This is a genomic window from Micromonospora pallida (assembly GCF_900090325.1).
GTDB lineage: Bacteria > Actinomycetota > Actinomycetes > Mycobacteriales > Micromonosporaceae > Micromonospora > Micromonospora pallida.
Genome location: NZ_FMHW01000002.1, coordinates 3,705,549 through 3,727,751, shown reverse-complemented (window position 1 = coordinate 3,727,751; position 22,203 = coordinate 3,705,549). Strand labels below are relative to the sequence as shown.

General features: G+C 75.0%; 21 protein-coding genes and 1 pseudogene. 12 read left to right on the top strand and 10 right to left on the bottom strand.

The features are described from left to right. Positions 1-9 precede the first annotated feature (9 nt). Complete coding sequence (locus GA0074692_RS15035) at positions 10-861, top strand: mechanosensitive ion channel family protein (RefSeq protein ID WP_091645050.1); 852 nt, start codon at positions 10-12, stop codon at positions 859-861. A 112-nt stretch (positions 862-973) separates the two neighbouring features. On the opposite strand, the gene GA0074692_RS15030 is transcribed toward GA0074692_RS15035, so the two are convergent. Continuing rightward, on the bottom strand, positions 974-1,333 hold the full coding sequence (locus GA0074692_RS15030; RefSeq protein WP_091645048.1) for a DUF6401 family natural product biosynthesis protein: 360 nt from the start codon (positions 1,331-1,333) through the stop codon (positions 974-976). 146 nt (positions 1,334-1,479) lie between these two features. Continuing rightward, positions 1,480-1,698 carry a hypothetical protein gene (locus GA0074692_RS15025; RefSeq protein ID WP_091645045.1) on the bottom strand — a complete coding sequence of 73 codons (219 nt, stop codon included), beginning with the start codon at positions 1,696-1,698 and terminating at the stop codon, positions 1,480-1,482. Positions 1,699-1,855: 157 nt separating this feature from the next. Between GA0074692_RS15025 and GA0074692_RS15020 the strand changes: the two genes are divergently transcribed. Further along, complete coding sequence (locus tag GA0074692_RS15020) at positions 1,856-3,055, top strand: MFS transporter (protein WP_091645042.1); 1,200 nt, start codon at positions 1,856-1,858, stop codon at positions 3,053-3,055. Between the two features lie 61 nt (positions 3,056-3,116). On the opposite strand, the gene GA0074692_RS15015 is transcribed toward GA0074692_RS15020, so the two are convergent. The 4 genes from GA0074692_RS15015 to GA0074692_RS15000 all read right to left on the bottom strand — a co-directional run bounded on the left by GA0074692_RS15015 (position 3,117) and on the right by GA0074692_RS15000 (position 5,551). Next, complete coding sequence (locus GA0074692_RS15015; RefSeq protein ID WP_091645039.1) at positions 3,117-3,380, bottom strand: hypothetical protein; 264 nt, start codon at positions 3,378-3,380, stop codon at positions 3,117-3,119. 210 nt (positions 3,381-3,590) lie between these two features. Then, complete coding sequence (locus GA0074692_RS15010) at positions 3,591-4,052, bottom strand: SRPBCC family protein (RefSeq protein WP_091645037.1); 462 nt, start codon at positions 4,050-4,052, stop codon at positions 3,591-3,593. A 55-nt stretch (positions 4,053-4,107) separates the two neighbouring features. After that, entirely contained in the window at positions 4,108-4,524 is a 417-nt protein-coding gene (locus GA0074692_RS15005) for a DUF2795 domain-containing protein (protein ID WP_091645035.1), read from the bottom strand. Between the two features lie 40 nt (positions 4,525-4,564). Further along, complete coding sequence (locus GA0074692_RS15000) at positions 4,565-5,551, bottom strand: YihY/virulence factor BrkB family protein (RefSeq protein WP_091645032.1); 987 nt, start codon at positions 5,549-5,551, stop codon at positions 4,565-4,567. Between the two features lie 235 nt (positions 5,552-5,786). On the opposite strand from GA0074692_RS15000, the gene GA0074692_RS14995 reads away from it, so the two are divergent. Beyond that, entirely contained in the window at positions 5,787-6,188 is a 402-nt protein-coding gene (locus tag GA0074692_RS14995; protein ID WP_091645030.1) for a ChaB family protein, read from the top strand. 54 nt (positions 6,189-6,242) lie between these two features. Here GA0074692_RS14995 and GA0074692_RS14990 read toward each other — a convergent pair whose 3' ends face one another. Further along, positions 6,243-7,676, bottom strand: coding sequence for an aldehyde dehydrogenase family protein (locus GA0074692_RS14990; RefSeq protein ID WP_091653489.1), 1,434 nt, complete (start codon positions 7,674-7,676; stop codon positions 6,243-6,245). An 83-nt stretch (positions 7,677-7,759) separates the two neighbouring features. On the opposite strand from GA0074692_RS14990, the gene GA0074692_RS14985 reads away from it, so the two are divergent. Further along, on the top strand, positions 7,760-9,385 hold the full coding sequence (locus GA0074692_RS14985) for a phytoene desaturase family protein (protein ID WP_091645027.1): 1,626 nt from the start codon (positions 7,760-7,762) through the stop codon (positions 9,383-9,385). 703 nt (positions 9,386-10,088) lie between these two features. Here GA0074692_RS14985 and GA0074692_RS14975 read toward each other — a convergent pair. From GA0074692_RS14975 to GA0074692_RS14965, 3 genes and pseudogenes are all read right to left on the bottom strand, one after another. Next, positions 10,089-10,847 (bottom strand): annotated as a pseudogene (locus tag GA0074692_RS14975) (polyprenol monophosphomannose synthase); the annotation flags it as partial. A gap of 153 nt (positions 10,848-11,000) precedes the next feature. Continuing rightward, positions 11,001-12,002, bottom strand: coding sequence for an SDR family oxidoreductase (locus tag GA0074692_RS14970; RefSeq protein WP_091645025.1), 1,002 nt, complete (start codon positions 12,000-12,002; stop codon positions 11,001-11,003). Further along, positions 11,999-12,451, bottom strand: a complete 453-nt coding sequence (locus tag GA0074692_RS14965) for an SRPBCC family protein (RefSeq protein ID WP_342672841.1) — start codon at positions 12,449-12,451, stop codon at positions 11,999-12,001. Before GA0074692_RS14965 ends, GA0074692_RS14970 begins: the two co-directional genes overlap by 4 nt. A 1,070-nt stretch (positions 12,452-13,521) precedes the next feature. Between GA0074692_RS14965 and GA0074692_RS14960 the strand changes: the two genes are divergently transcribed. The 8 genes from GA0074692_RS14960 to GA0074692_RS14925 are packed head-to-tail and all read left to right on the top strand — an operon-like array spanning position 13,522 to position 22,183. After that, positions 13,522-15,210, top strand: coding sequence for an HAD-IIIA family hydrolase (locus GA0074692_RS14960; protein ID WP_425413387.1), 1,689 nt, complete (start codon positions 13,522-13,524; stop codon positions 15,208-15,210). After that, positions 15,207-16,181: a glycosyltransferase gene (locus tag GA0074692_RS14955; RefSeq protein ID WP_091645023.1), complete on the top strand. Its 975-nt coding sequence runs from the start codon at positions 15,207-15,209 to the stop codon at positions 16,179-16,181. Before GA0074692_RS14960 ends, GA0074692_RS14955 begins: the two co-directional genes overlap by 4 nt. Then, positions 16,166-17,383, top strand: a complete 1,218-nt coding sequence (locus tag GA0074692_RS14950) for a glycosyltransferase (protein WP_091645021.1) — start codon at positions 16,166-16,168, stop codon at positions 17,381-17,383. The genes GA0074692_RS14955 and GA0074692_RS14950 overlap by 16 nt, the downstream gene beginning before the upstream one ends. Beyond that, the gene (locus GA0074692_RS14945; protein WP_091653482.1) at positions 17,380-18,072 is read left to right on the top strand and encodes a D-sedoheptulose-7-phosphate isomerase; all 693 of its coding nucleotides are present in this window, start codon (positions 17,380-17,382) and stop codon (positions 18,070-18,072) included. The genes GA0074692_RS14950 and GA0074692_RS14945 overlap by 4 nt, the downstream gene beginning before the upstream one ends. After that, positions 18,069-19,568, top strand: coding sequence for a PfkB family carbohydrate kinase (locus GA0074692_RS14940; protein WP_091645018.1), 1,500 nt, complete (start codon positions 18,069-18,071; stop codon positions 19,566-19,568). Before GA0074692_RS14945 ends, GA0074692_RS14940 begins: the two co-directional genes overlap by 4 nt. Beyond that, complete coding sequence (locus GA0074692_RS14935) at positions 19,565-20,266, top strand: SDR family oxidoreductase (protein ID WP_091645015.1); 702 nt, start codon at positions 19,565-19,567, stop codon at positions 20,264-20,266. The genes GA0074692_RS14940 and GA0074692_RS14935 overlap by 4 nt, the downstream gene beginning before the upstream one ends. After that, positions 20,263-21,216, top strand: a complete 954-nt coding sequence (locus tag GA0074692_RS14930) for a glycosyltransferase family 9 protein (RefSeq protein ID WP_091645012.1) — start codon at positions 20,263-20,265, stop codon at positions 21,214-21,216. The genes GA0074692_RS14935 and GA0074692_RS14930 overlap by 4 nt, the downstream gene beginning before the upstream one ends. Beyond that, on the top strand, positions 21,200-22,183 hold the full coding sequence (locus tag GA0074692_RS14925) for a DNA topoisomerase IB (protein ID WP_091645009.1): 984 nt from the start codon (positions 21,200-21,202) through the stop codon (positions 22,181-22,183). The genes GA0074692_RS14930 and GA0074692_RS14925 overlap by 17 nt, the downstream gene beginning before the upstream one ends. The last annotated feature ends 20 nt before the right edge of the window (positions 22,184-22,203 follow it).

Below are 22,203 nucleotides of genomic sequence, written 5' to 3'. Positions count from 1 at the left end.
AGGGACATCATGCAGAAAACCCTCGCGGTCAGGCAGGTCGACATCGGCGACGCCCTGACCGACATGTGGAGGTCGGTGCTGCTCTTCGTACCGAGGGCCATCGCCTTCATCGCGATCCTCGTGGTGGGCTGGATCATCGCCCGCTTCGTGCTGAAGATCGTGGACACGGTGCTCGAACGGGTGGGCTTCGACCGGGCGGTCGAGCGGGGCGGGATCAAACGGGCGCTGGAACGGACCCGGTACGACGCCAGTGACATCCTCGCCCGACTGGCGTACTACGCCGTCCTGCTGTTCACCCTGCAGTTCGCGTTCGGGGTGTGGGGGCCGAACGCGATCAGCGACCTGATTTCGGGTGTGGTGGCGTGGCTGCCCCGGGCCTTCGTCGCGATCATCATCGTGGTAGTGGCCGCGGCGATCGCCAAAGCCGTCAAGGACCTCGTCACCGGGGCGCTCGGCGGGCTCTCGTACGGCAAGGTCCTCGCCGACCTGACCGCGATCTTCATCCTCGCGCTCGGCGTCATCGCCGCGCTGAACCAGGTCGGTATCGCCACCACCGTGACCACGCCCGTGCTGATCGCGGTGCTTGCCACCGTGGCCGGCATCCTGATCATCGGTGTCGGCGGTGGTCTGGTGAAGCCGATGCAGGCCCGCTGGGACCGCTGGCTGGACCGGGCCGCGGAGGAGTCGCGGGCGATGCAGATGCAGCGGCAGGCCAAGGCGGCCGGCCGGACCGACACCGAGCGGCAGATGGCCGACCGGGCCGGGGCCGCGCGGACGCCGTCGGGGATGAGCGGAGCGGCGTCCTACCGCTCCGGGGCGGCGAGCGGGGAGGAGACCCAGCAGTTCCGCCGCGCCGAGTGAGGGCCGGTGCGGTACGACCAGGGGGAGGGCGTCCGGGACGGGCGTCCTCCCCACGCGTGGTCGCGACGGCGAGGTTCCTCCCGGGCGTCGGGTACGCGCGGTGCCCGGTCGGTCAGGCCGGCGTGGAGATCGGTCGGGCCAGCGCGCAGACCGCCAGCAGACGGGTCAGCACCCAGCCCGGGGCCGACCAGTCGACCGGACCGCTCGGCGAGGTCCAGCCGTGCTCCACGGCCGCTGCCCGGACCCCTTCGGCATAGCCGGCCAGGGCGGCCAGGGTGAGCGGCCGGCGGTCACCGTCGAGGCTGTCCCGGACGGCGGCGGCGTGCTGGTCGACCTGGGCGAGGAGATCGGGGCGGCGGGCGGTGGCGGCTAGCCCCGCAGTGCCGATCGAAACGGTCAGGGCGGCGATGGAGGCCCGTGCCATACCCACCGCCGTGTCGGCGGTCAGGCCCCCGCTGAACTGCGCGTACATGGAAATCGAGGCTAACCGCGCGGGGCGTGTCGCGACCTCGTCCGGACGGTGGTGACCGGGTCGTCCAGCAGGGTGGAGTTCGCCCGGACATGCGTGATCTGCCCCACCTCGGGGGACCGCACGGGGTGCGAACGACCGCGGCTGAGTCAGTGCTGCTGGTCGCCGCTGCGTGCCTCGGCCGGGCGGCGGCCGGCGTCGTCGGCGATGATCACGGTCGCGACCATCAGCGCGACGCAGAGGCTGAACAGCCACGAGCCGTCCGAGACCAGCCAGGCGGAGACCGGCGCCTGGAGCGCGGCGAGCAGGAAGCCCAGCCAGGCCAGGCGGCGTTGACGATCGGTGAGGAAGCTGTGGCCTTGTTGCATCCCGACAGTCTTGCGCGATGTGCCCGGATTGCCCTTCCTCCGATCGGACGATTCTTGGTGACCTGTCCGGATCGCCCGGCCGGTTGCCCCTGCGGCCGCGCCCAGACGTGGTATTTACCACTGCCATTGTCGACCGGATGGGGCAGGATGGCCGGTCGTGCCGACCTCCCCCCGGGCCTCCCTGCTCCTCCTCGCCTACCTCGCCTTCGTCAGCCTCGGTCTGCCGGACGGTCTGCTCGGGGTCGGCTGGCCCGCGATGCGGTCCGACTTCGCGGTGCCGACCGAGGCGGTCGGCGTGGCGCTGACCGCCGGTACGGCCGGTTACCTGACCTCCAGCCTGCTCGCCGGGTTCGGCATCGCCCGGCTCGGGGTCGGCCGGCTGCTGGCCGGGAGCACCCTGCTCGCCAGCCTGGCGCTCACCGGGTACGCCCTCGCGCCCGGCCTGGCCTGGGTGGTCTGCTGCGCGCTGGTGCTCGGCTTCGGCTCCGGCGCGGTCGACTCCGGGCTCAACGCGTACGCCGCCGGCGCGTTCGGCCCCCGGCACATGAACTGGCTGCACGCCTTCTTCGGCCTCGGCGTGGCCCTCGGTCCGCTGATCATGACCGGGGCGATCGGCGCCGGCCTCTCCTGGCGCTGGGGGTACGGACTCGTCGCCGCCGGCCAGCTCGCCCTCGCCGTGGCGTTCGCGCTGACCGTCCGCGCCTGGCGGGACCGGGGCGCGGCGACCGGCCGCCCCACCCGGCCGGTCAGCGTGCCCGTCCGAGAGACCCTGCGACTGCCGGCGGTCTGGCTGGGCGCACTGGGCTTCGGCGTCTACGCGGCCATCGAGATCGGCGCCGGGCTCTGGGCGTTCCTGCTGCTCACCGAGGGGCGGGGAGTCGGCGCGGCAGCGGCCGGGATCTGCGTCTCCGGGTACTGGACGAGTCTCTTCGTGGGCCGGGTGGTCCAGGGGGTGATCGCCGAGCGGTTCGGCAGCGGCCGGGTGCTGTGGGGGAGCCTGGTCGGCCTCGCCGTCGGCGCCGTCCTTGTCGCGCTTCCCGGCCCGGCCTGGCTGGCGGTGACCGGCCTAGCGGTGATCGGCTTCGCCGCCGCCCCGGTCTTCCCGCTGCTCACCCTCACCACCGCCGACCGGGTCGGCGGGGCGCACGCCGACCGGGCCATCGGGGTGCAGATCGCCGTCGCCGGCCTCTGCGGGGCCCTCGGCCCGGCCGCGATCGGGGTACTGCTCGGTCGGACCTCGGTGGAGGCGCTCGGGCCGGCGCTCGTCGTGCTCGCCGTCGGGCTGATCGCCCTGCAAGCCGCCGCCACGCGCCGTCGGCCCGCTGAGGTGGTAGCAGGGGACCCCTCCTCCTCATAAAGCGGTAGCAGGGGACCCTTGCAACCACCTCAGCACGCCCGGGGTGGGGCAGGGCAGGGGATCAGACGTCCGGGCCGGTCCGGCCGGTCGTCGAGGGCCGGTACGCCCGCTGCTCGTCGGTGGCCTCCCGCCCGTGGCCGCCCTCGGTGGCGGTGTGCCCGTCCGCCGCGACCGGACCGTGCCCGAACGCGGACTCGGAGCCCGCGTCGTTGCCGGTCACGTCGTCGGACTGCCCGTCGACCGGGGAGGTCGCCACGGCCTTCTCCAGGTCACTGAGCGGGAGCCGTTCTTCGTCACGCCACACGGCGCGGTCCTTGTCGGTCATGACGATGGCCGTACCCCCGACCGAATCCCACAAACCGCCCGCCCACCGTGCGGCGCCTTCTGCCGACCCGCCGCCTGCCAGCGCGCCTCCGACCGCGTGGCGCCTTTCCGGCGCGAGCCTCTCACCACGCGGCGGCCGCCGTACGGTGCTTTCATCGCACGGCGACGGCCGCCGGCGGGGCCGGCGGCCGTCGGGCGGATGTAGCAGGAATCAGGGCAGGGGCCGGTCGACCTTGCCCCGCCAGGCGCCGGTCTCCTGACCGCGTCGCTCGATGAACGATTTGAACCGCTCCAGGTCGCCCTTGGCCCGGCGGTCCACGATGCCGAGCTTGTCGCCGGCCTTCTCGACCAGACCCTGCGGCTCGAACTCCAACTGGAGCGTGACCCGGGTGTGCCCCTCGTCAAGGCGATGGAAGGTCACCACCCCGGCGTGGTCCGTTCCGCCGGTGGAGTTCCAGGCGACCCGCTCGTCCGGGAGCTGCTCGGTGATCTGCGCGTCGAACTCGCGCTTCACCCCGGCGATCTCGACGGTCCAGTGGGTCATCGTGTCGGAGAGCTGCCGGACCTCCTGCACGCCCTCCATGAAGTGCGGGAACTCCTCGAACTGGGTCCACTGGTCGTACGCGGTCCGGATCGGGACCTCGACGTCCACGTGCTCGATAACGCCACCCATCAGGGAATCCTCCTCCTCTGTCGGTTCCGGTACGGGTCGGGGGTGACCCGTACGCTCACCAGCGTTGTGTCTCGTTCTTGTGGCCCAGAGCCGCCCACACCTCGGAGACCGTCCGGTACCGGGTGTCGGCCGGCAGTTGCTCCAGGGCGGCGATCACGTCGTCGGGCGCCTCGTTCTCCCGGGCGCTGCCCAGCAGGGTCTCCCGGTCGCCGGGCAGCGCCGACAGGCCGATGAACCGGCCGAGTCGGCTGCGCTCCTCCACGTCCCGGGAACTCATCCCCTGCGGGGCGCCGGTACGCAACTCGCCCGCCGGTGCCGTGGTCGCGCCGGGCTGGTCCTCGCCGGGCGGCTCTGGCTCGCGGAACTCGTCGACCCGGGAGCCGCCGACTCCCGGCCCCTGCACCAGGCCACTGACCTCCTGGCTCATCTGCTCGTCGAGCCGGGGTCCGTGCTTGCTGTTGCCTCGTTCCATGCTTACTGCGCTACCCGGGCGGGGCCGGGATAAACCGTCGTCACGACTCGGCGGCGCGCTTCGGGGCGAGCACCGGCTCGTCGGGTTCGGCGACGCCGGCCTGCATCATCCGACCGCGCTGGAGTTCGGCGTTGATCTGCACCCCGAACATCAGCGCGCAGTTCGACAGGTACAGCCACACCAGGAACGCGATGACCGCGCCCAGGCTGCCGTACGTGACGTCGTACGAGCCGAAGTTCGCCACGTACAGGCCGAAGCCGAAGGAGACCAGGAACCAGGCGAGCAGGGCCACCACGCCGCCCACGGTAAGCCAGCGGAACCGGGGCTGCCGCACGTTCGGCGCGATCCAGAACAGCAACGACAGCACCACCATCAGGACCATGGCGAGCACCGGCCACTTCGCCACGCTCCACGCGGTACGCGGCGCGTCGCCCAGGTGGAGCAGGTTGCCGACGGCCTCGGCCACCGGGCCGCTGACGATCAGCCCGGTCGCCACCACCGCCAGCAGCACCAGGGAAACCGCCGCCAGGCCGATCTGCATCGGCCGCAGCCGGTAGAACGGCCGACCCTCCTGGACCCCGTAGATCGCGTTCGAGGCGCGGGTGAACGCCCCGATGAAGCCCGAAGCCGACCAGAGCGCGCCGAGCAGACCGAAACCGAGCAGCGTCTTCACCCCGGCCCGCTGGTCCACCACCCCCTCGATCACCCCGACCACGCTCTCGTTGGCCACCACCGACCCGGCCCCGACGTCGCGGGCCAGGCCGATCAGGGTGTCCACGGTCCGGTCACCCTCGGAGACCAACCCCACCAGGGCGACCACCACCACGACCGAGGGAAAGAGGGCGAGCACGCCGTAGTAGGTCAGCGCCGCCGCCCAGTCCGCGCAGTTGTCCCGGACGAAGTTGCGCCCGCTGCGGACCAGGACACCGCGCCAGGTGGGCCAGCTGAGCTGCCGCAGCCCGCGCGGGACCGGCAGGTTCCGTCCTCCTCCGTCGGCCGGCGTGGCCGGCTCCGTCGTCGCTGCCATGACCGCTCCTGCCATCGCCGCCACCCCACCGGCCGGTCGCCGCGCCGCGCCGGCGGGCCGGAAGCCCCGGCCACGCCGGGACGGAACCCGGCGGTACCCGGCGCGGGAAATCGACAAACCCGGCCGCACCGTTTGCCGAGGCCGGCACAGGGAACGATCAATCCGAAGCACCCGACGCGAAGCCCGGGAGTACCCGAGGCGAAGCCCGGAAGCACGTGACGCGGAGGAGGACGACATGCCAGGGCGTGAGGTACTGCCCAGCACCGTCCGGCGCTCTCCTGAGAAGGCGCAACGGACGTGGGCGAAGACGCACGATTCGGCGGTCGAGACGTACGGCGAGGGGGAGCGGGCACACCGCACCGCCTTCGCCTCGCTCAAGCACGAGTTCGAGAAGGTCGGCGACCACTGGGAACCCAAGGGCCGCAAGGGTCCCAGTGACCGGCAGGCCGCCGGTGGTGGACCGGCCCGGCGGGCGCCGACCGCCGGTGGCGTGGACGCGAACGCCACCAAGGAGCACCTGATGGAGGTCGCCCGCAAGCTGGACGTCCGGGGCCGATCCCGGATGACCAAGCCGGAACTGGTCAACGCCATCCAGAAGGCCAACGACCGGCAGACCCGCCACGCCCGCGGCGACTGACCCCGTCCCGCCCCCGCCCGTGCCGGTCGCCCCGGGCGGGCGGGGCGGCGTGGGTCACCAGTGGCCGTTGGCTGGGGGGCGTAGGTGGACGACTTTTGTGGTGGTGAACTCGTCGAGTAGTTCGGGGCCGTAGCCGAAGCCCTGGCCGCTGCCACGACGCGGCTGGGCGGCACCGCCCGGCGCGCCGCCGAAGACCGCGTTGACTTTGACCGTGCCGACCGGCAGCTCGCGCCAGGCCCGCTGCGCGTGGCTCATCGATCCGGTGAGCACCGTGGCGGCCAGCCCGTACGGCGAGCACGCCGCCCGGCCCAGCGCCTCGCTGAACGAGTCCACCAGCAGCACCGGCGCGACCGGGCCGAACGTCTCCTCCCGGACCAACACCATCTGGTCGGTGCAGTCGGTGACCACGGTCGGCGGGTAGAAGGCCCCCGGTCCGTCCGGCACGGCTCCGCCGGTGAGCACCCGGGCCCCCTCGGCCGCCGCCGCCACCACCTGTCCGTGCACGTGGTCCCGGTGTCGTCGGTCCACCAGCGGACCGATCTCGGTCTCCCCGTCCTGCCCCGGCCCGACCCGCATCGCCCGGGCCAGGTCGACCAGCGCCGAGACGAAGTCGTCGGCCACCGCCCGGTGCACGTAGATCCGTTCCACCGCCACGCAGAGCTGCCCGGCGTTGGCGAACGCGCCCATCGCCGCCTGCCCGGCGGCCCACACCGGGTCGACGTCGGCGTCGACGACCAGGGGGTCGCTGCCGCCGTTCTCCAGCAGTGCCTTGGCACCGGTGCGGGCGCAGGCCGCGGCGATCGCCCGACCGGTGGCGGTGGAGCCCACGTGCGCCACCACGTCGACCTCCTGCGCGGCCAGCGCCGCGCCGACCCGGCCGTCCCCGGTCAGCAGGGAGAGCACCCCGGCCGGCAGTTCACCGTCGAGCGCCCGGGCCAGCAGCCAGCCGGTGGCCGGGGCGCGCTCGCTGGGCTTGAACACCACCACGTTGCCGGTGACCAGGGCCGCGCCGAGCAGTCCGCAGGCCACCGCCACCGGGTCGTTCCACGGCGTGATCACCGCGACCACGCCACGCGGCTCCGGGGCCATGAAGTCGACCGAGTCCCGGCGGCCGTGCAGGGTCCGGCCGCCCCGCAGCGGCGCCAGTTCGGCGTACTGGCGCAAGGTGTCGACGCCCGCCGCGACGCCACCCCGGGCGTCGGCCAGCGGCTTGCCCATCTCCGCGGTGGTCGCCTGCGCCAGGTCCTCGGCGACCGCCGCGACGGCGTCGGCGGCCCGGCGCAGGGCCGCCGCACGCTCCGCCGGGTCGGTCGCCGCCCAGGCCGCCGCCGCGTCACGGGCCGCGCCGACCGCCTTGGCCACCTCGGCCTCGGTGGCCACCGGCACGGTACTGACGTCGGTGCCGGTCGCCGGATCGGGTACGACGAACTCGCCCCCCTCGCCGCCCGCGCCCCACACACCCCCGATGAGCTGCTCGATCCGCCACATGGCGCGCTGCATGCCCCGGGCGGGGGCGGGCAAACGCGTTTCGCCCGAGGCCCGCCGGGTAGCGGCACGGGATGATGTCCCCCATGCTGTCCACCGGCCTCGCGGCCACCGAACCCGGCGCGGAGCGCGTGGACGCCGTCGTCGTCGGCGCCGGCCACAACGGACTGGTCGCCGCGAACCTGCTGGCCGACGCCGGGTGGGACGTCATGGTGCTGGAGGCGACCGACGCGCCCGGTGGGGCGGTCCGCTCCGCCGAGGTCACCGCCCCCGGCTACCTCAGCGACCTCTACAGCTCGTTCTACCCCCTCGGGTACGCCTCACCGGTGCTGCGCCGGCTCGCGCTGCACGAGCACGGACTGGCCTGGCGACACGCGCCCGAGGTGCTGGCGCACCTGCTGCCCGACGGGCGGGCGGCGGTGCTCAACCGCGATCCGCACCGCACCGCCGCGTCGATGGCGGCGTTCGCCCCCAGCGACGGGGAACGCTGGCTCGAGTCGTACGCGGACTGGCGGACGGTGTCCCGGCCGTTGCTGGACGCGCTGTTCACCCCCTTCCCGCCGGTGCGCAACGGGCTGGAGCTGCTCGCCCGGCTGCGGACGGCGGGCGCGTTGCGCCTGGCCCGGCGGCTGGTCCTGCCGGTCCGCCGGCTCGGCGCGGAACTCTTCGACGGCGCGGGCGCCCCGGCACTGCTGGCCAGCTGCGCCCTGCACACCGACCTGTCCCCGGAGGACGCCGGCTCCGGTATCTACGGCTGGCTGCTGGCCATGCTCGGTCAGGAGGTCGGCTGGCCGGTGCCGGTCGGCGGGGCGCAGCGGATCACCGACGCGCTGGTGTCCCGGCTGCGCGCACGGGGCGGCCGGATCAGCTATGGCGCCCCGGTGGACCGGGTACTGGTCGCCCGGGGCCGGGCGATGGGGGTCCGGACGGTCGGTGGCCGGACCTGGCAGGCCCGGCGGGCGGTGCTCGCCGACGTGCCCGCGCCCGCGCTCTATCTGGACCTGGTCGGCGCGACCCGGCTGCCGCCCCGGCTCGTGGAGGACCTGGACCACTTCCGGTGGGACGGCTCCACCGTCAAGGTGGACTGGGCGCTGGACGGCCCGGTGCCGTGGACCAACCCGGAGGTGGCCGGGGCGGGGACAGTGCACCTCGCCACCGACCTGAACGGGCTGACCCGGTACGCGGCGACGTTGGCCTGCGGGGAGGTCCCGGAGGACCCGTTCCTGCTGCTGGGGCAGATGACCACCGCCGACCCGAGTCGTTCCCCGGCCGGTACGGAGTCGCTGTGGGCGTACACGCACCTGCCGTTCCGGCGTATCTGGCGCACCGAGGAGGTGGCCGAGCAGGTGACCCGGATGGAGGCGGTGCTGGAACGGCACGCCCCCGGCTTCCGGGCCCGGGTCCGGGGCCGGTACGTGGCCGGCCCGGCGGATCTCGAGGAGCGCAACCCGAGCCTGGTCGGCGGTGCGGTCGGTGGGGGGACCGCCGCCGCCTACCAGCAGCTCTTTCTGCGCCCGGTGCCCGGGCTGGGCCGCCCGGACACCCCGATCGACCGGCTCTACCTGGCCAGCGCGTCGGCGAACCCGGGCGGCGGGGTGCACGGCGCTCCCGGAGCGAACGCGGCGCGGGCCGCACTGGCCCGCGACCGCGTGCTGACCGGCGGCCTCTACGCCCGGGTCGTCGGCGCGGCGCACCGCGCCGTGTACCGCTGACCGGCCGTGTACCGCTGACCGCCGGCCACCGTCGCCGGGTGGCCGGTCAGCCGGCGGGCTTCGCGGCCTTCGCCGGCTTCGCCTCGGTGTCCGTGGTCCGCCGACGGGCCCCGGTCGGCTTCGGCTTGCTGGCGGTCCCGCCGGCGGCCTGCTTCGGCGCGGAGGCGGCCTCGGTGGACTCGGCAGCCTTGGTGGCCTTGGCGGCCCTCGGGGCCCTCGGGGCCCTGGTGGACTTCGCGGCCTTGGTGGGCTTGGCGGACGCAGCGGGTTCAGCGGATGCAGCGGGCTCGGCGGCGGCGGGCTCGGCGGACGCAGCGGGCTTGGCGGCGGTGTCGGCCGCGCTGGTGCCCGATGGCCCGGCCGGCCCGGTGTCGGCGGTCGCGGCCGGTTCGGTGCCGGTGGTGACCGGCTCGGCGAGGGCGACCGCGGCGGGCTCCGTGTCGGCGGTGGTGACCGGCTCGGTGCCGTCGGCGGTGGCCGCTACCGGCTCGGCGCCGGCGGTGGCGGCCTGCTCGGCGGTGGCGGCCTGCTCGGCGGTGGCGGCCGGCTCGGTATCAGGGGTGGCGACCGGGTTCGACGCGGACACCTCCGACCGCTGCTGGTCAGCGTCCGGGGTGGCGTCGTCGGTCCGGGGCGCTTCCGGCGTGGCCGGGGCCGTCAGCTCGACCGGCCTCGCCGCCAGCGCCCGTGGGGTGGCGCTGCCGATGTCCCGGTGCCGACTGCGGAGCTTGAACGGCATCAGCGCGCTCTCGATCTTGGTGGCGGTCGTCATCTTCGATATGCCGTCACGCCGCTCCTCGAAGCGGATCGGCACCTCGAGGATGGTGTGCCCGAGCTTCGTCGCCAGGTAGTGCATCTCGACCTGGAAGCTGTAGCCGTTGGACTGCACCCGGTGCAGGCCGATGTCGCGCAGCGCCTCCGACCGCCAGATCTTGAAGCCAGCGGTCAGGTCGCGGATCCGTACCCGCAGCAGGGTGTGCACGTAGAGGTTGGCCCACCCGCTCAGCGCCCGCCGGTAGAGCGGCCACGCCTCGTCCAACTCGCCGCCGGGCACGTAGCGGGACCCGATCACCACGCTGGCGTTGGTGGAGAGCAGCGCGCCGAGCATGCCGGGCAGCGCCTCCGGCGGGTGCGACAGGTCGGCGTCCATCTGGGCGACGTACTCGGCGCCGCCGTCCAGCGCCCGGGTCATGCCGTCCACGTACGCCCGGCCGAGCCCCTCCTTGCCGGCACGGTGCACGACCTCGATCCGGCCCGGGTGCTCGATGGCGAGCTTGTCGGCGACCTCGCCGGTGCCGTCGGGGGAGTTGTCGTCGGCCACGAGGATCCGCAACCCGGGCAGGGGAAGGGCGAGCAGCCGCTCCACCAGCACCGGGAGGTTCCCCGCCTCGTTGTAGGTCGGCACTACGACCGTCAGGCGCGCGTCCCGCCACGGCGAGGGCAAGGGCACGGATTCGATCATGACGAGCATCCTCAGTTCGCCGGCAAGTGTCCCTGAAAGGGTAGCCATTCGGTCATGTCCAGCTTCCGGGGCTCCCCGATAGCCGTCCGGGAGCTCCTGGGACGCGCTGTCGGGGCGGCGTCGTACCCGCTGCCCCGGGCAGTGCCGAACGGCTCAGCGGTGGCGGCGGGCCAGCCCGCCGAGGGCGAGCGCCGCCACCCCGAGTACGGCGGCGGAGAGCGCGGGCTTGTGCGTACCGACCCACAGCGCGGCCGACCGGTGCCGTGCCCGGTCGGCGAAGACCCCCTCGGCACCCCGGTCCCGGTCCGCGTCCCCCGGCCGGTCCAGGTTGTCCCGCCAGGTCGCCGGGTCGATCGGCGTGTCGGTCTGCTGGCTGTCGTAGCCGTCCCGGGCGAGCTTGCGGTCGAGCAGGCCCGGAAAGAGCGTGTTGCCCAGCCGCGCCTGCCAGGTCGGGCCACCCACGTTCAGCTCGCGGGGGCCCCGGTCGGCGACCCAGACGATCGCCCGCGCGGCCACCTCGGGCGCGAAGATCGGCGGCACCGGCTGCGGATGCCGGGGCAGTCGGGTCCGCACCCAGGAGAACTGCGGGGTGTTGACCGCCGGGAGCTGCACCATCGACAGCCGTACACCCGGGCAGTCGTGCAGCAGTTCCGCCCGGAGCGAGTCGTTGAAGCCCTGGATCGCGTGCTTGCTGGCGCAGTACGCCGACTGCAAGGGGATGCCCCGGTAGGCCAGGGCCGAGCCGACCTGCACGATCGCTCCCCGTCGGTGGGCGCGCATGTGTCGCAGCGCGGCCAGGGTGCCGTACACCGTACCCAGGTAGTTGACCTCGGTGACCCGGCGGAACTCGGCCGCCGGGATCTCCCAGGCCGGCGCGAAGACCGAGACCATGGCGTTGTTGATCCACACGTCCAGCGCGCCCCAGCGGTGCACCACCTCGTCGGCGGCCTGCTGCACCGCCCCGGCGTCGGCGACGTCGAGCTGCCGGGTGAGCACCTCCGCCGCGCCCAGTTCCCGGCAGTCCCGGGCGGCAGCGGCCAGTCCGGCCGCGCCCCGGGCGATCAGGGCCAGCCGGGCGCCGCGCCCCGCGTACCGGCGGGCCACCGCCCGCCCGACCCCGGCGCTGGCCCCGGTGATCACCACGGTCTGGGTCATCGGTCGCTGCCCTTCTGTCGGGTGGCGATGTCGGACAGCCGGTTGAGCGTCTCCTTGTTGCGCTGCTTCAGCACGAGGTCGTTGAGCTTGTTGCGGATCCAGCGCAGCGGGCCGGCGGTGAAGTCCTCACCGAGGCGGACCCGGGTGGCGTCCGGACCGACCGGGTCGAGGGTGAAGACCACGGTCGCCTCACCGGCGGGCCACAGCCCGGCCCGGATGACCAGCCGGTGCGGCGGCTCGCAGACGAGCACCCTGGACGCGTCAGTGAGGGAGAACGGCCACGGCCCGGCCCGGTGGTGCAACCGGGTGCCGACGCCCGGCCAGCCGTCGTCGACGTCCCGCATGTGCGTCGTGCCGACCACCCAGTCGCTGTACGTCCACCCGTCGGCGAGCACGTCGAAGACCTGCTGCGGGGGCGCCCCGATCACCTTCTCCACGATCGCCACCATGCTTCGGTACCCCGGCCCGGGCGCAGGCTAACCGGTTAGTGCTGTGTCCACTGCGTTCACCGGGTTTCCGGTGGTGTGTTGTGGATCCTCGCTGGTTGGGCGAGCGACTCCCCACCAATTGGTGGGGCGGGCCACAGCGGGCCATCCTGATCCTCGCGCTGCCGGGTGGGCGGCGGGGGTCACGTCGGGACCGACCGGCACCGGGTAGGTGCCGGCCGACTCGACGGTGCGTGACCACCCCCGGCAACACGACGCGCGTGCTGCTGGGGGTGGTGGGTCCGCCGCCCGGTGTGCGGGTGGCGATGCTGGCCGCCGCGACCACGTCACGGTGACCCGAGAACTGACAGTGCGGGCACGACAGGGTGCGTCGCGCGGTAGGGATGCGTACGCGGCGGCCGTCGAGAGTGAACGTGCCGTGATACCAACGCACCGGCACCAACCCCCGCCGACGACGCGGAAACCGCGCCAACACGTCACCCGCCTTGCGGCGTTTCGCCGCCGCGAACCACGCATCCGAAAACCGCCGCAGCACCGACCGCGCACCCGTCGAGTCCAACTCGCCGAACGTGCCCGGACCGGACGCCGACAACTCCCGGCACAACTCCTGGTAACTCGTCAACGGGGCGTCCTGGCGGCGGCGCCGCCAGGCGTAACACACACGCCCACACGTCACCGGCCGACCGCAGCAACCCGAAACACCGCCGACGCTGCCCCGACGTCACCCGCACCCGACACGGGCAGTCCGATGCACCACCAGAGGCGCACCCGGATCCCGACAACGAGACATAGCAAGCAGCCAACACCACCGGTACGACACTTTCCGGAGCCGACCGATTACCCGGACAACGTTCAAAGACGAGCCATTAGCTTCCCCGGGGCGACGGGTAAGGCCGACGGAGCCCGGGTGGCCCGAGCCGACGGGTACGCCGCGCCTGGTGGCATCCTCTCCCCCCGAGGCGGCGTGGCGCGGGGCCCGCGCCACGCCGGCACGACGGGACGGCCGTGCCGCCGGCGACCCGTACGCCCCGTTGGCGAGGTTTACGCCCCCGGCGGTCGGGAACCCGCCGGCCGTGCGAGGCGGCCACGGGGGGTATCAGCGCAGGTCAGCCGGGGGAAACGCCGGTTCTGACCCGGTGCCCGGTTCCGCTGCCGTGCTGTACGACGCCGTGCTGTTCGACCGGGACGGCACGCTGGTCGAGGACGTGCCGTACAACGGCGACCCGGACAAGGTCCGTCCGGTGCCGGGGGCGCGGGCGGCGCTGGACCGGCTGCGGGCCGCCGGGCTGCGCCTGGGCGTGGTGACCAACCAGTCGGGGCTGGCCCGTGGGCTGTTCACCGAGGCGGACATGCGCCGCGTACATGCCCGGGTGGAGGAGTTGCTCGGTCCGTTCGACACCTGGCAGGTGTGCCCGCACGACGACGGCGACGGCTGCGGCTGCCGCAAGCCCGCGCCCGGCCTGGTCCGGGCGGCGGCGCGGGGGCTGGGCACGTCCCCGGGGCGGTGCGTGGTGGTGGGGGACATCGGCCGCGACATGAGCGCCGCCCTGGCCGCCGGGGCGACCGGGGTGCTGGTGCCGACCCCGGTAACCCGGGCGGAGGAGGTGGCCGCCGCGCCCGTGGTGGCCCGTGACCTGCCGGCGGCGGTGGCGGAGATCCTGCGCCGGCAGGCCGCCGTGGTGCCGGACCTGCCCCGGCGGTCCGGCACGGTGCTGGTGGTCCGGGCCGACTCGGCCGGTGACGTGCTGGTGACCGGACCGGCGATCCGGGCGGTGGCGGCGGGCGCCCGCCGGGTGGTGCTGCTCTGCGGTCCCCGGGGGCGGGCCGCGGCCGAGCTGCTCCCCGGCGTGGACGACGTCGTCGAGTGGCCGCTGCCGTGGATCGACCCGGTGCCCGGCGCGGTCGACCGGGAACGGATGGACGCGCTGCTGGCCCGGCTGGCCGGGGTGGACGCGGACGAGGCGGTGGTGTTCACCTCGTTCCACCAGTCGCCGCTGCCGCTGGCGCTGCTGCTGCGGATGGCCGGGGTGCGGCGGATCAGCGCGGTCAGCGACGACTATCCGGGCTCGCTGCTGGACGTCCGGCACCGGGTGCCGGTGGGCGTGCCGGAGCCGGAGCGGGCGCTGTCCCTGGCCGCCGCGGCCGGCTTCGCCCTGCCGCCCGGCGACGAACCGGTGCTGCGGCTGCGCCCGGAGGCGCTGCCACCACCGCCCGCGCCGCCCGGTTACCTGGTGGTGCATCCCGGTGCCTCGGTGCCGGCCCGGGCCTGCCCGGTGCCGGTGCACGTCGACGTGGTCACCGCGCTCACCGCCGCCGGGCACCGGGTGGTGGTCACCGGTGGACCGGACCAGGTCGGACTGACCGCCCGGGTGGCCGGCGCCGGTGGGGTGGACCTCGGCGGGCGGACCCGGCTGGCCGACCTCGCCGCCGTCATCGCCGCCGCCGGTGCCGTGGTGGTCGGCAACACCGGTCCCGCGCACCTCGCCGCCGCGCTCGGCGTACCGGTGGTGAGCCTGTTCGCACCGACCGTGCCGTTCGGGCAGTGGGGGCCGTACCGGGTGCCCACCGTCCGTCTCGGTGACGCCGCCGCCCCCTGCCGGGACACCCGCGCCGCGCAGTGCCCGGTGCCCGGCCACCCCTGCCTGTCCCGGATCGACCCGGCCGAGGTGGTCGACGCGGTACGCCTGCTCGGCGTCGCCCCGGGCGGCGATCCCGGCGTCGGGGTCGGCACCGGCCTGAACCCCGCTGGAGGTGGCCGGTGAACGTCCTGCTCTGGCACGTGCACGGCTCCTGGACCACCTCCTTCGTCCACGGCAAGCACCGCTACCTGGTGCCGGTCACCCCGGACCGGGGTCCGTACGGGTTGGGTCGGGCCCGGACCTACCCCTGGCCGGACAGCGCCGTCGAGGTGGAACCGGCCGCGCTGCGTCGGGCCGAGGTCGACGTGGTGGTGCTCCAACGGCCCGAGGAGTACGACCTGGCCTGCGAGTGGCTGGGCCGCCGGGTCGGCCGGGAGGTCCCCGCCGTGTACGTCGAGCACAACACCCCCAAGGGGGACGTGCCGAACACCCGGCACCCGATGGCCGACCGCGACGACCTGCTGATCGCCCACGTCACCGGGTTCAACGAGCTGTTCTGGGACACCGGCGGCACCCGTACCACCGTCGTCGAGCACGGCGTGGTGCCGCCGCGTGTCACGTACACCGGCGAACTGGACCGGCTGGCCGTGGTGATCAACGAGCCGGTGCGGCGCTGGCGGGTCACCGGTACCGACCTGCTGCCCCGGTTCGCCGAGGTCGCCCCGCTGGACGTCTTCGGCATGGGGGTGGCCGGGCTGGCCGACCGGCTGGGCCTGCCGCCGGACCGGGTGACCGCACACGACGACGTGCCGCAGGAACGGATGCACGCCGAGCTGGCGCGGCGGCGGGCGTACCTGCACCTGTGCCGGTGGACCTCGCTCGGGCTGAGCCTGGTCGAGGCGATGGCGATCGGCATGCCGGTGGTCGCCCTGGCCACCACCGAGGCGATGGTGGCCGTGCCGCCCGACGCGGGCGTGCTCTCCACCCGGATCGACACCCTGCTGGAGGCCGCCCGCCGGTTCGTGGCCGATCCCGCGACCGCCCGCCGGGTGGGCGCCGAGGCCCGCGCGGCGGCCGGGGCCCGGTACGGCCTGGACCGATTCCTCGCCGACTGGGACCGGCTGCTGGAGGAGGAAGCATGCGCATCGCGATGATCTCGGAGCACGCCAGCCCGCTCGCCGTCCTCGGCGGGGAGGACGCCGGCGGGCAGAACACCCACGTCGCGGAGTTGGCCACGGCACTCGCTGCCGCCGGCCACGACGTCCGGGTCTACACCCGCCGGGACTCCGTCGCGTTGCCGGTGTCCGTCCGGACCGCCGAGGGCTACGAGGTGGTGCACGTCCCCGCCGGCCCGCCCGAGCCGGTCGGCAAGGACACCCTGCTGCCCTACATGGAGCCGTTCGCCGACTGGCTGGCCCGATGGTGGGGTTCCGGCGGCTGGGCGCCCGAGGTGGCGCACGCGCACTTCTGGATGAGTGGCCTGGCCGCGTTGAGCGCCGGCCGGCGCACCGGGGTGCCGGTGGTGCAGACCTACCACGCGCTCGGCACGGTCAAGCGACGCCACCAGGGGACGCGGGACACCAGCCCGGCCGGACGGGTGGACTACGAGCGCGCCCTGGGCGTGTCCGTCGACCGGATCGTCGCGCAGAGCCGCGACGAGGTCCGCGAGCTGGTCGCGATGGGGGTGCCCCGGTCCCGGATGACCGTCGTCCCCTCCGGGGTGAACCTGCGCGCCTTCACCCCGGTCGGGCCGGTCGCGGACCGGGCCGACGGGCTGGCCCGGGTACTGACCGTGGGACGACTGGTGGAGCGGAAGGGCTTCCAGGAGGTGATCCGGGCGATGCGCGCCGTGCCGGACGCGGAGTGCGTGGTGGTGGGCGGCCCACCGGCCGGCGCGATCGACGACGACCCGCACGCCCGCCGGCTGCGGGCGCTCGCCGCGGCCTGCGGCGTCGCCGACCGGGTACGCCTCGTCGGCGCGGTGCCCCGCGAGGAGATGGGCCGCTGGTACCGCTCGGCCGACATCCTCGTCGCCGCCCCCTGGTACGAGCCGTTCGGCCTCACCCCGCTCGAGGGCATGGCCTGCGGGGTTCCGGTGGTGGGTGCCGCCGTCGGCGGGATCGTCGACACCGTGGTCGACGGGCTCACCGGGGACCTGGTGCCGCCCCGCGACCCGGACGCGCTCGGCACGGCGATCCGCCGGCTCCTGACCGACCGGGAACGGCGGTTCGCGTACGCCACCGCCGCGCTGGACCGGGCCCGGGAGCGGTACTCCTGGACCCGTACCGCGGGGCAGTTGGCCGAGGTGTACGCGGCGGTGACGGCCGCGCGTCGGCCGACCCGGGTGGTCGCCTGATGCCGGCCCCCACGGTGCTGGAGGCGCACCTGGCCGACCTGGCCGTGGCCCTGCGCGCGTACCGACGCTCGGCGGCCCGGCTCGCCGACTGGGGGAACACCCTCGCGGCGACCCTGACCGCCGGCGGGCGGCTGCTGGTCGCCGGCAACGGGGGCAGCGCGGCGGAGGCCCAGCACCTCACCGCCGAACTCGTCGGCAAGCTGCGCCACGACCGGCAGCCGCTGTCCGCCATCGCCCTGCACGCCGAGACCAGCGCGCTCACCGCGATCGGCAACGACTACGGCTACGACGAGGTCTTCGCCCGCCAGGTGCGGGCCCATGGCCGGCCGGACGACATCCTGCTGTTGCTCTCCACCAGCGGCACCAGCGGTAACCTGCTCGCCGCCGCCCGTGCCGGCCGGGAGGCCGGGCTGCGGTGCTGGGCGATGACCGGGCCGGCGCCCAACCCTCTCGCCGGGGCCTGCCACGACGCGCTGGCCGTCGCCGCCCCGGACAGCCAGATCGTGCAGGAGTTGCACCTGGTCTCGGTGCACGTGCTCTGCGAGCACGTCGACCGGGCACTGCCGCTGCCGGTGGGCGCGGCCACCGCCGGGCCGCCGCAGCCGGTCGCGGACACCCGCGCGGCGCTGCGTACCGGCGTGGAGGTCGCGCTCGACGGGGCCGCCGGGTCGGGCGGGGGTACGACGTGACGGGACCGGTGGTGGTGGTCGGTGACGTCCTGCTCGACCGGGACGTGGAGGGGGTGGTGAACCGGCTCTGCCCGGACTCCCCGGGCCCGGTGCTGGACGAGACCACGCACGTCGAACGCCCCGGCGGCGCGGGTCTCGCGGCGCTCTTCGCCGCCGCGCGGGGCGTCGAGGTCGCCCTCGTCACGGCGCTGGCCGACGACGCCGCCGGGGCCCGGCTCAGTTGCCTGCTGACCGCCGCCGGGGTGCAGGTGTACGCGCTGCCGCTGGCCGGTGCGACCCCCGAGAAGATCCGCCTGCGGGCGCGGGGCCGGGTGCTGCTGCGACACGACCGGGGCGGGACGCCGGGCCGGCCGGGGGAGCCCGGCGAGGCGGTGCTGCGGCTGATCGCCGAGGCGTCCGCGGTGCTGGTCAGCGACTACGGCCGGGGCGTGGCCCGGCAACCGGCGCTGCGCGCCGCGCTGGCCGCCACCGCCGCGCCGGTGGTCTGGGACCCGCACCCGCGTGGCCCGGCGGCCGTACCCGGCGTGCACCTGGCCACCCCGAACGAGGCGGAGGTCCGCGAGCTGGCGGAGGCGCAACCCGGGCCGTCCCGCCTGGCCACCGCGGCCCGGGGCGCGCAGGGACTGCGGCAGCGGTGGCGGGCCGGCGCGGTCGCGGTGACCCTGGGCGCCGACGGCGCCTTGCTCTGCCACGCCGGGTCCACCCCGCTCGTGGTGCCCGCGCCCGGCAGCGCGGAGGGGGACACCTGTGGAGCCGGGGACCGGTTCGCCGCGACCGCCGCCGTCGCCCTCGCCCGGGGCGCGCTGGTCTCCGAGGCGGTGCAGCTCGCGGTGGCCGAGGCGTCGGCGTACGTGGCCGCCGGGGGAGTGGCCGGGCTGCCGCCCGTCCCGGTGACCGGTCCCGCCCCGGCCACCGCCGGAACCGGCGGGGAACGGGTCGGCGCGGCGGCGGCCGGGGAGGTGGTCGCCGCGGTCCGGGCGGCCGGCGGCACGGTGGTCGCCACCGGTGGCTGTTTCGACCTGCTGCACGCCGGGCACGTCGCCACCCTTCAGGCCGCCCGGCGACTCGGCGACTGCCTGGTGGTCTGCCTGAACTCCGACGCCAGCGTCAACGGCCTCAAGGGGCCGGACCGGCCGGTGGTGTCCCAGGGCGACCGCGGTCGGCTGCTCACCGCGTTGAGCTGCGTCGACGCGGTGGTGATCTTCGACGAGCCGACGCCGCACGCGATGCTGTCCTGGCTCCGACCGGACGTCTGGGTCAAGGGCGGCGACTACGCCACCGGGGCCGGGGACGAACCGGTGCTGCCCGAGGCGGAGCTGCTACGCCGCTGGGGCGGGCACACCGTGGTGGTGCCGTACCTGCCGGGACGCTCCACCAGCGACCTGATCGCGGCGGCCCACGCGGTCGGCGGCACCCCCGCCGACCGGCTCGGACCCGACCCGGCCAGCCTGATGCCGGGCGCCGCGAAGCGCCAGCCCACGGAAGGAGCACGATGAGCAGCGGTGCCCTCACCGCCGGGTCGACCGTCCTGATCACCGGCGGGGCGAGCGGACTCGGTGCCGCCGTCGTCACCGCCGTCGCCCGGGCCGGTGCCCGGCCGGTGGTGCTGGACCGGAACCCGCCCGGCGACGGCGTGCCCTGGGTCGAGTGCGACCTGGCCGACACCCGGGCCGCCGAGGCCGCCACCCGGGAACTCGCCGAACGCTCCGGAGGACTGGACGCGGTGGTCACCGCCGCCGGCATCGACGTGCCCGGCCGGCTGGCCGACGTACCCGGGGACACCTGGGACCGGATCGTCGCCGTCGACCTGCTCGCCACCGCCGCGGTGATCCGGGCCGCCCTGCCCTACCTGGTCAGCTCCCGGGGCACCGTGGTCACCGTCGCCTCCACCCTCGGGGTCAAGGCGGTCGGCGACGCCACCGCGTACTGCGCGGCGAAGTTCGGCGTGGTCGGCTTCACCCGGGCGCTCGCCGCGGAACTCGCCGGCTCGGTCGGGGTCACCCTGCTGATCCCCGGCGGCATGCGCACCCCGTTCTTCGACGACCGGGATGACCAGTACCGGCCGGGTCCCGACGCGGCCCTGAACGAGCCCGCCGACACCGCCGCCGCAGTGCTGTTCGCCCTGTCCCAGCCGGCCGGCTGCGCCGTCCGGGAGATGGTCGTCTGCGCCGAACAGGAGTCCTCGTACCCATGATCCTGGTGTTGCGCGCGCTCGGCGTCGGCGACCTCGCCACCGCCGTCCCCGCGCTGCGCGCCCTGCGCGCCGGACACCCGGACCGGGAACTGGTGCTGGCCGCCCCGGACTGGTTGACCCCCCTGGTCGACCTGGTCGGCGGCGTCGACCGGGTGTTCCCGGTGGCCGGGCTGGACCCGCCGCCCTGGTCGGGGCCGACCCCCGAGATCGCGGTCAACCTGCATGGCCGTGGGCCGCGGTCGCACGAACTGCTGCGCGCCACCGACCCCGGCCGGCTGCTCGCGTTCCGCTGCCCGCCGGCCGGGCACGCCGACGGCCCGGAGTGGGACGACGCGGAGCACGAGGTGCGCCGCTGGTGCCGGCTGCTCGACTGGTACGGCCTGCGCGCCGACCCGAACGACCTGTCCCTCGGAAGACCCGTGCCGGACCGGGTGCCGGTCGGCGTGACCGTGCTGCATCCGGGCACGAAGATCCCGGCGAAACGCTGGTCGCCCGCACGGTTCGCCGCCGTGGCCCGGCACCTGAACCGGCACGGGCACCGGGTGGTGGTGACCGGCTCGGCCACCGAACTCAGCGTCGCCGAGCAGGTGACCCGGCGGGCGGGCCTGCCGGCCACGGCGGTGCTGGCCGGCCGGACCGGCCTGGCCGACCTGGCCGCCCTGGTCGCCCACGCCCGCCTGGTGGTCAGCGGCGACACCGGGGTCGCCCACCTGGCGACCGGCTACGGCACCCCGTCGGTGGTGCTGTTCGGCCCGGTCCCGCCCACGCGCTGGGGGCCGCCCCCGGACCGTCCCCGACACCGGGCGCTCTGGGCCGGGCCGGGTGAGGGCCCGGAGTGGGACGGAGTAGGTGTCCACCCGACGATGGCGGCGCTCCCCGTCGACCGGGTGTTGGCGGCGGTGGACGAGGCGGAGCGGGTGGTGCGGGACGGCGGTGCGGTTGCGGCGTAGTGATCCGGGCGGGCCGGGGTACGGACGTCGGCGGGCGGGCCGGGGCTGGCGCTTCGTCGACCCGGCCGGCGCGACCGTGCGCGACCCGGACCAACTGGCCCGGCTGCGGGACCTGGTCGTCCCGCCGGCCTGGCGGGACGTCTGGATCAGCCCGTATCCGAACGGGCACATCCAGGCGACCGGAATCGACGCGGCCGGCCGCAAGCAGTACCTCTACCACCCGGAATGGCGGCGTCGGCGCGACGAGGCGAAGTTCGACCACGTGCTGGAGGTGGCCCGCCGGCTGCCGGCGCTGCGCGAGCGGGTCGAGCGGGACCTGACCGGCCGGGGGTTGCGCCGTGACCGGGTCCTGGCGACGGTGACCCGGCTGCTGGACATGGGGACGTTCCGGGTCGGCAGCGACCAGTACGCGGCCGGCGACGACCCGACTTTCGGCGTAGCCACCCTGCGCCCCGAGCACACCCGCTCCCGGAGCGGTTGCGTGGTCCTCTCCTTCCCCGCCAAGGGCGGCATCGACCAGGTGCGTCGGATCGACGATCCGGAGCTGTGCCAGGTGCTGCGCAACCTGCGTCGCCAGCGACGCTCGGCGGACCGCCTCTTCGGCTACTGGGACGGCACCACCTGGCGGGACGTGCGCAGCGACGAGGTCAACGACTACCTGCGCGAGGCCAGCGGTGGGGAGATGACCGCCAAGGACTTCCGGACCTGGCACGCCACCGTGCTGGCCGCCGTCGACCTGGCCGCGACGGGCGTCCGGCGCTCGGTCACGGCCCGGCGGCGGGCGGTCGCCGCGGTCATGCGGGCCGTCGCCGAACTGCTCGGCAACACCCCCACCGTGGCCCGGGCCTCCTACGTGGACCCCCGGGTGGTGGACCTCTACCAGGACGGGGTGGTCGTTCCGGTGGACCCGGACACGCCCCGGCCGGAGGCCGAGCGGGCGGTGCTGGCCCTGCTCGAGGAAAGCTGAACTGGCCCTGCTGGAGGAGA

Bases quoted from the DNA above. Each gene is read 5' to 3' on its own strand.
- GA0074692_RS14950 (WP_091645021.1), top strand. From the start codon at position 16,166: ATGCGCATCGCGATGATCTCGGAGCACGCCAGCCCGCTCGCCGTCCTC.
- GA0074692_RS15035 (WP_091645050.1), top strand. From the start codon at position 10: ATGCAGAAAACCCTCGCGGTCAGGCAGGTCGACATCGGCGACGCCCTG.
- GA0074692_RS14930 (WP_091645012.1), top strand. From the start codon at position 20,263: ATGATCCTGGTGTTGCGCGCGCTCGGCGTCGGCGACCTCGCCACCGCC.
- GA0074692_RS14995 (WP_091645030.1), top strand. From the start codon at position 5,787: ATGCCAGGGCGTGAGGTACTGCCCAGCACCGTCCGGCGCTCTCCTGAG.
- GA0074692_RS15010 (WP_091645037.1), bottom strand. From the start codon at position 4,052: ATGGGTGGCGTTATCGAGCACGTGGACGTCGAGGTCCCGATCCGGACC.
- GA0074692_RS14985 (WP_091645027.1), top strand. From the start codon at position 7,760: ATGCTGTCCACCGGCCTCGCGGCCACCGAACCCGGCGCGGAGCGCGTG.
- GA0074692_RS14990 (WP_091653489.1), bottom strand. From the start codon at position 7,676: ATGTGGCGGATCGAGCAGCTCATCGGGGGTGTGTGGGGCGCGGGCGGC.
- GA0074692_RS14935 (WP_091645015.1), top strand. From the start codon at position 19,565: ATGAGCAGCGGTGCCCTCACCGCCGGGTCGACCGTCCTGATCACCGGC.
- GA0074692_RS15000 (WP_091645032.1), bottom strand. From the start codon at position 5,551: ATGGCAGCGACGACGGAGCCGGCCACGCCGGCCGACGGAGGAGGACGG.
- GA0074692_RS15005 (WP_091645035.1), bottom strand. From the start codon at position 4,524: ATGGAACGAGGCAACAGCAAGCACGGACCCCGGCTCGACGAGCAGATG.
- GA0074692_RS14970 (WP_091645025.1), bottom strand. From the start codon at position 12,002: ATGACCCAGACCGTGGTGATCACCGGGGCCAGCGCCGGGGTCGGGCGG.
- GA0074692_RS15030 (WP_091645048.1), bottom strand. From the start codon at position 1,333: ATGTACGCGCAGTTCAGCGGGGGCCTGACCGCCGACACGGCGGTGGGT.
- GA0074692_RS15025 (WP_091645045.1), bottom strand. From the start codon at position 1,698: ATGCAACAAGGCCACAGCTTCCTCACCGATCGTCAACGCCGCCTGGCC.
- GA0074692_RS15015 (WP_091645039.1), bottom strand. From the start codon at position 3,380: ATGACCGACAAGGACCGCGCCGTGTGGCGTGACGAAGAACGGCTCCCG.
- GA0074692_RS14965 (WP_342672841.1), bottom strand. From the start codon at position 12,451: ATGGTGGCGATCGTGGAGAAGGTGATCGGGGCGCCCCCGCAGCAGGTC.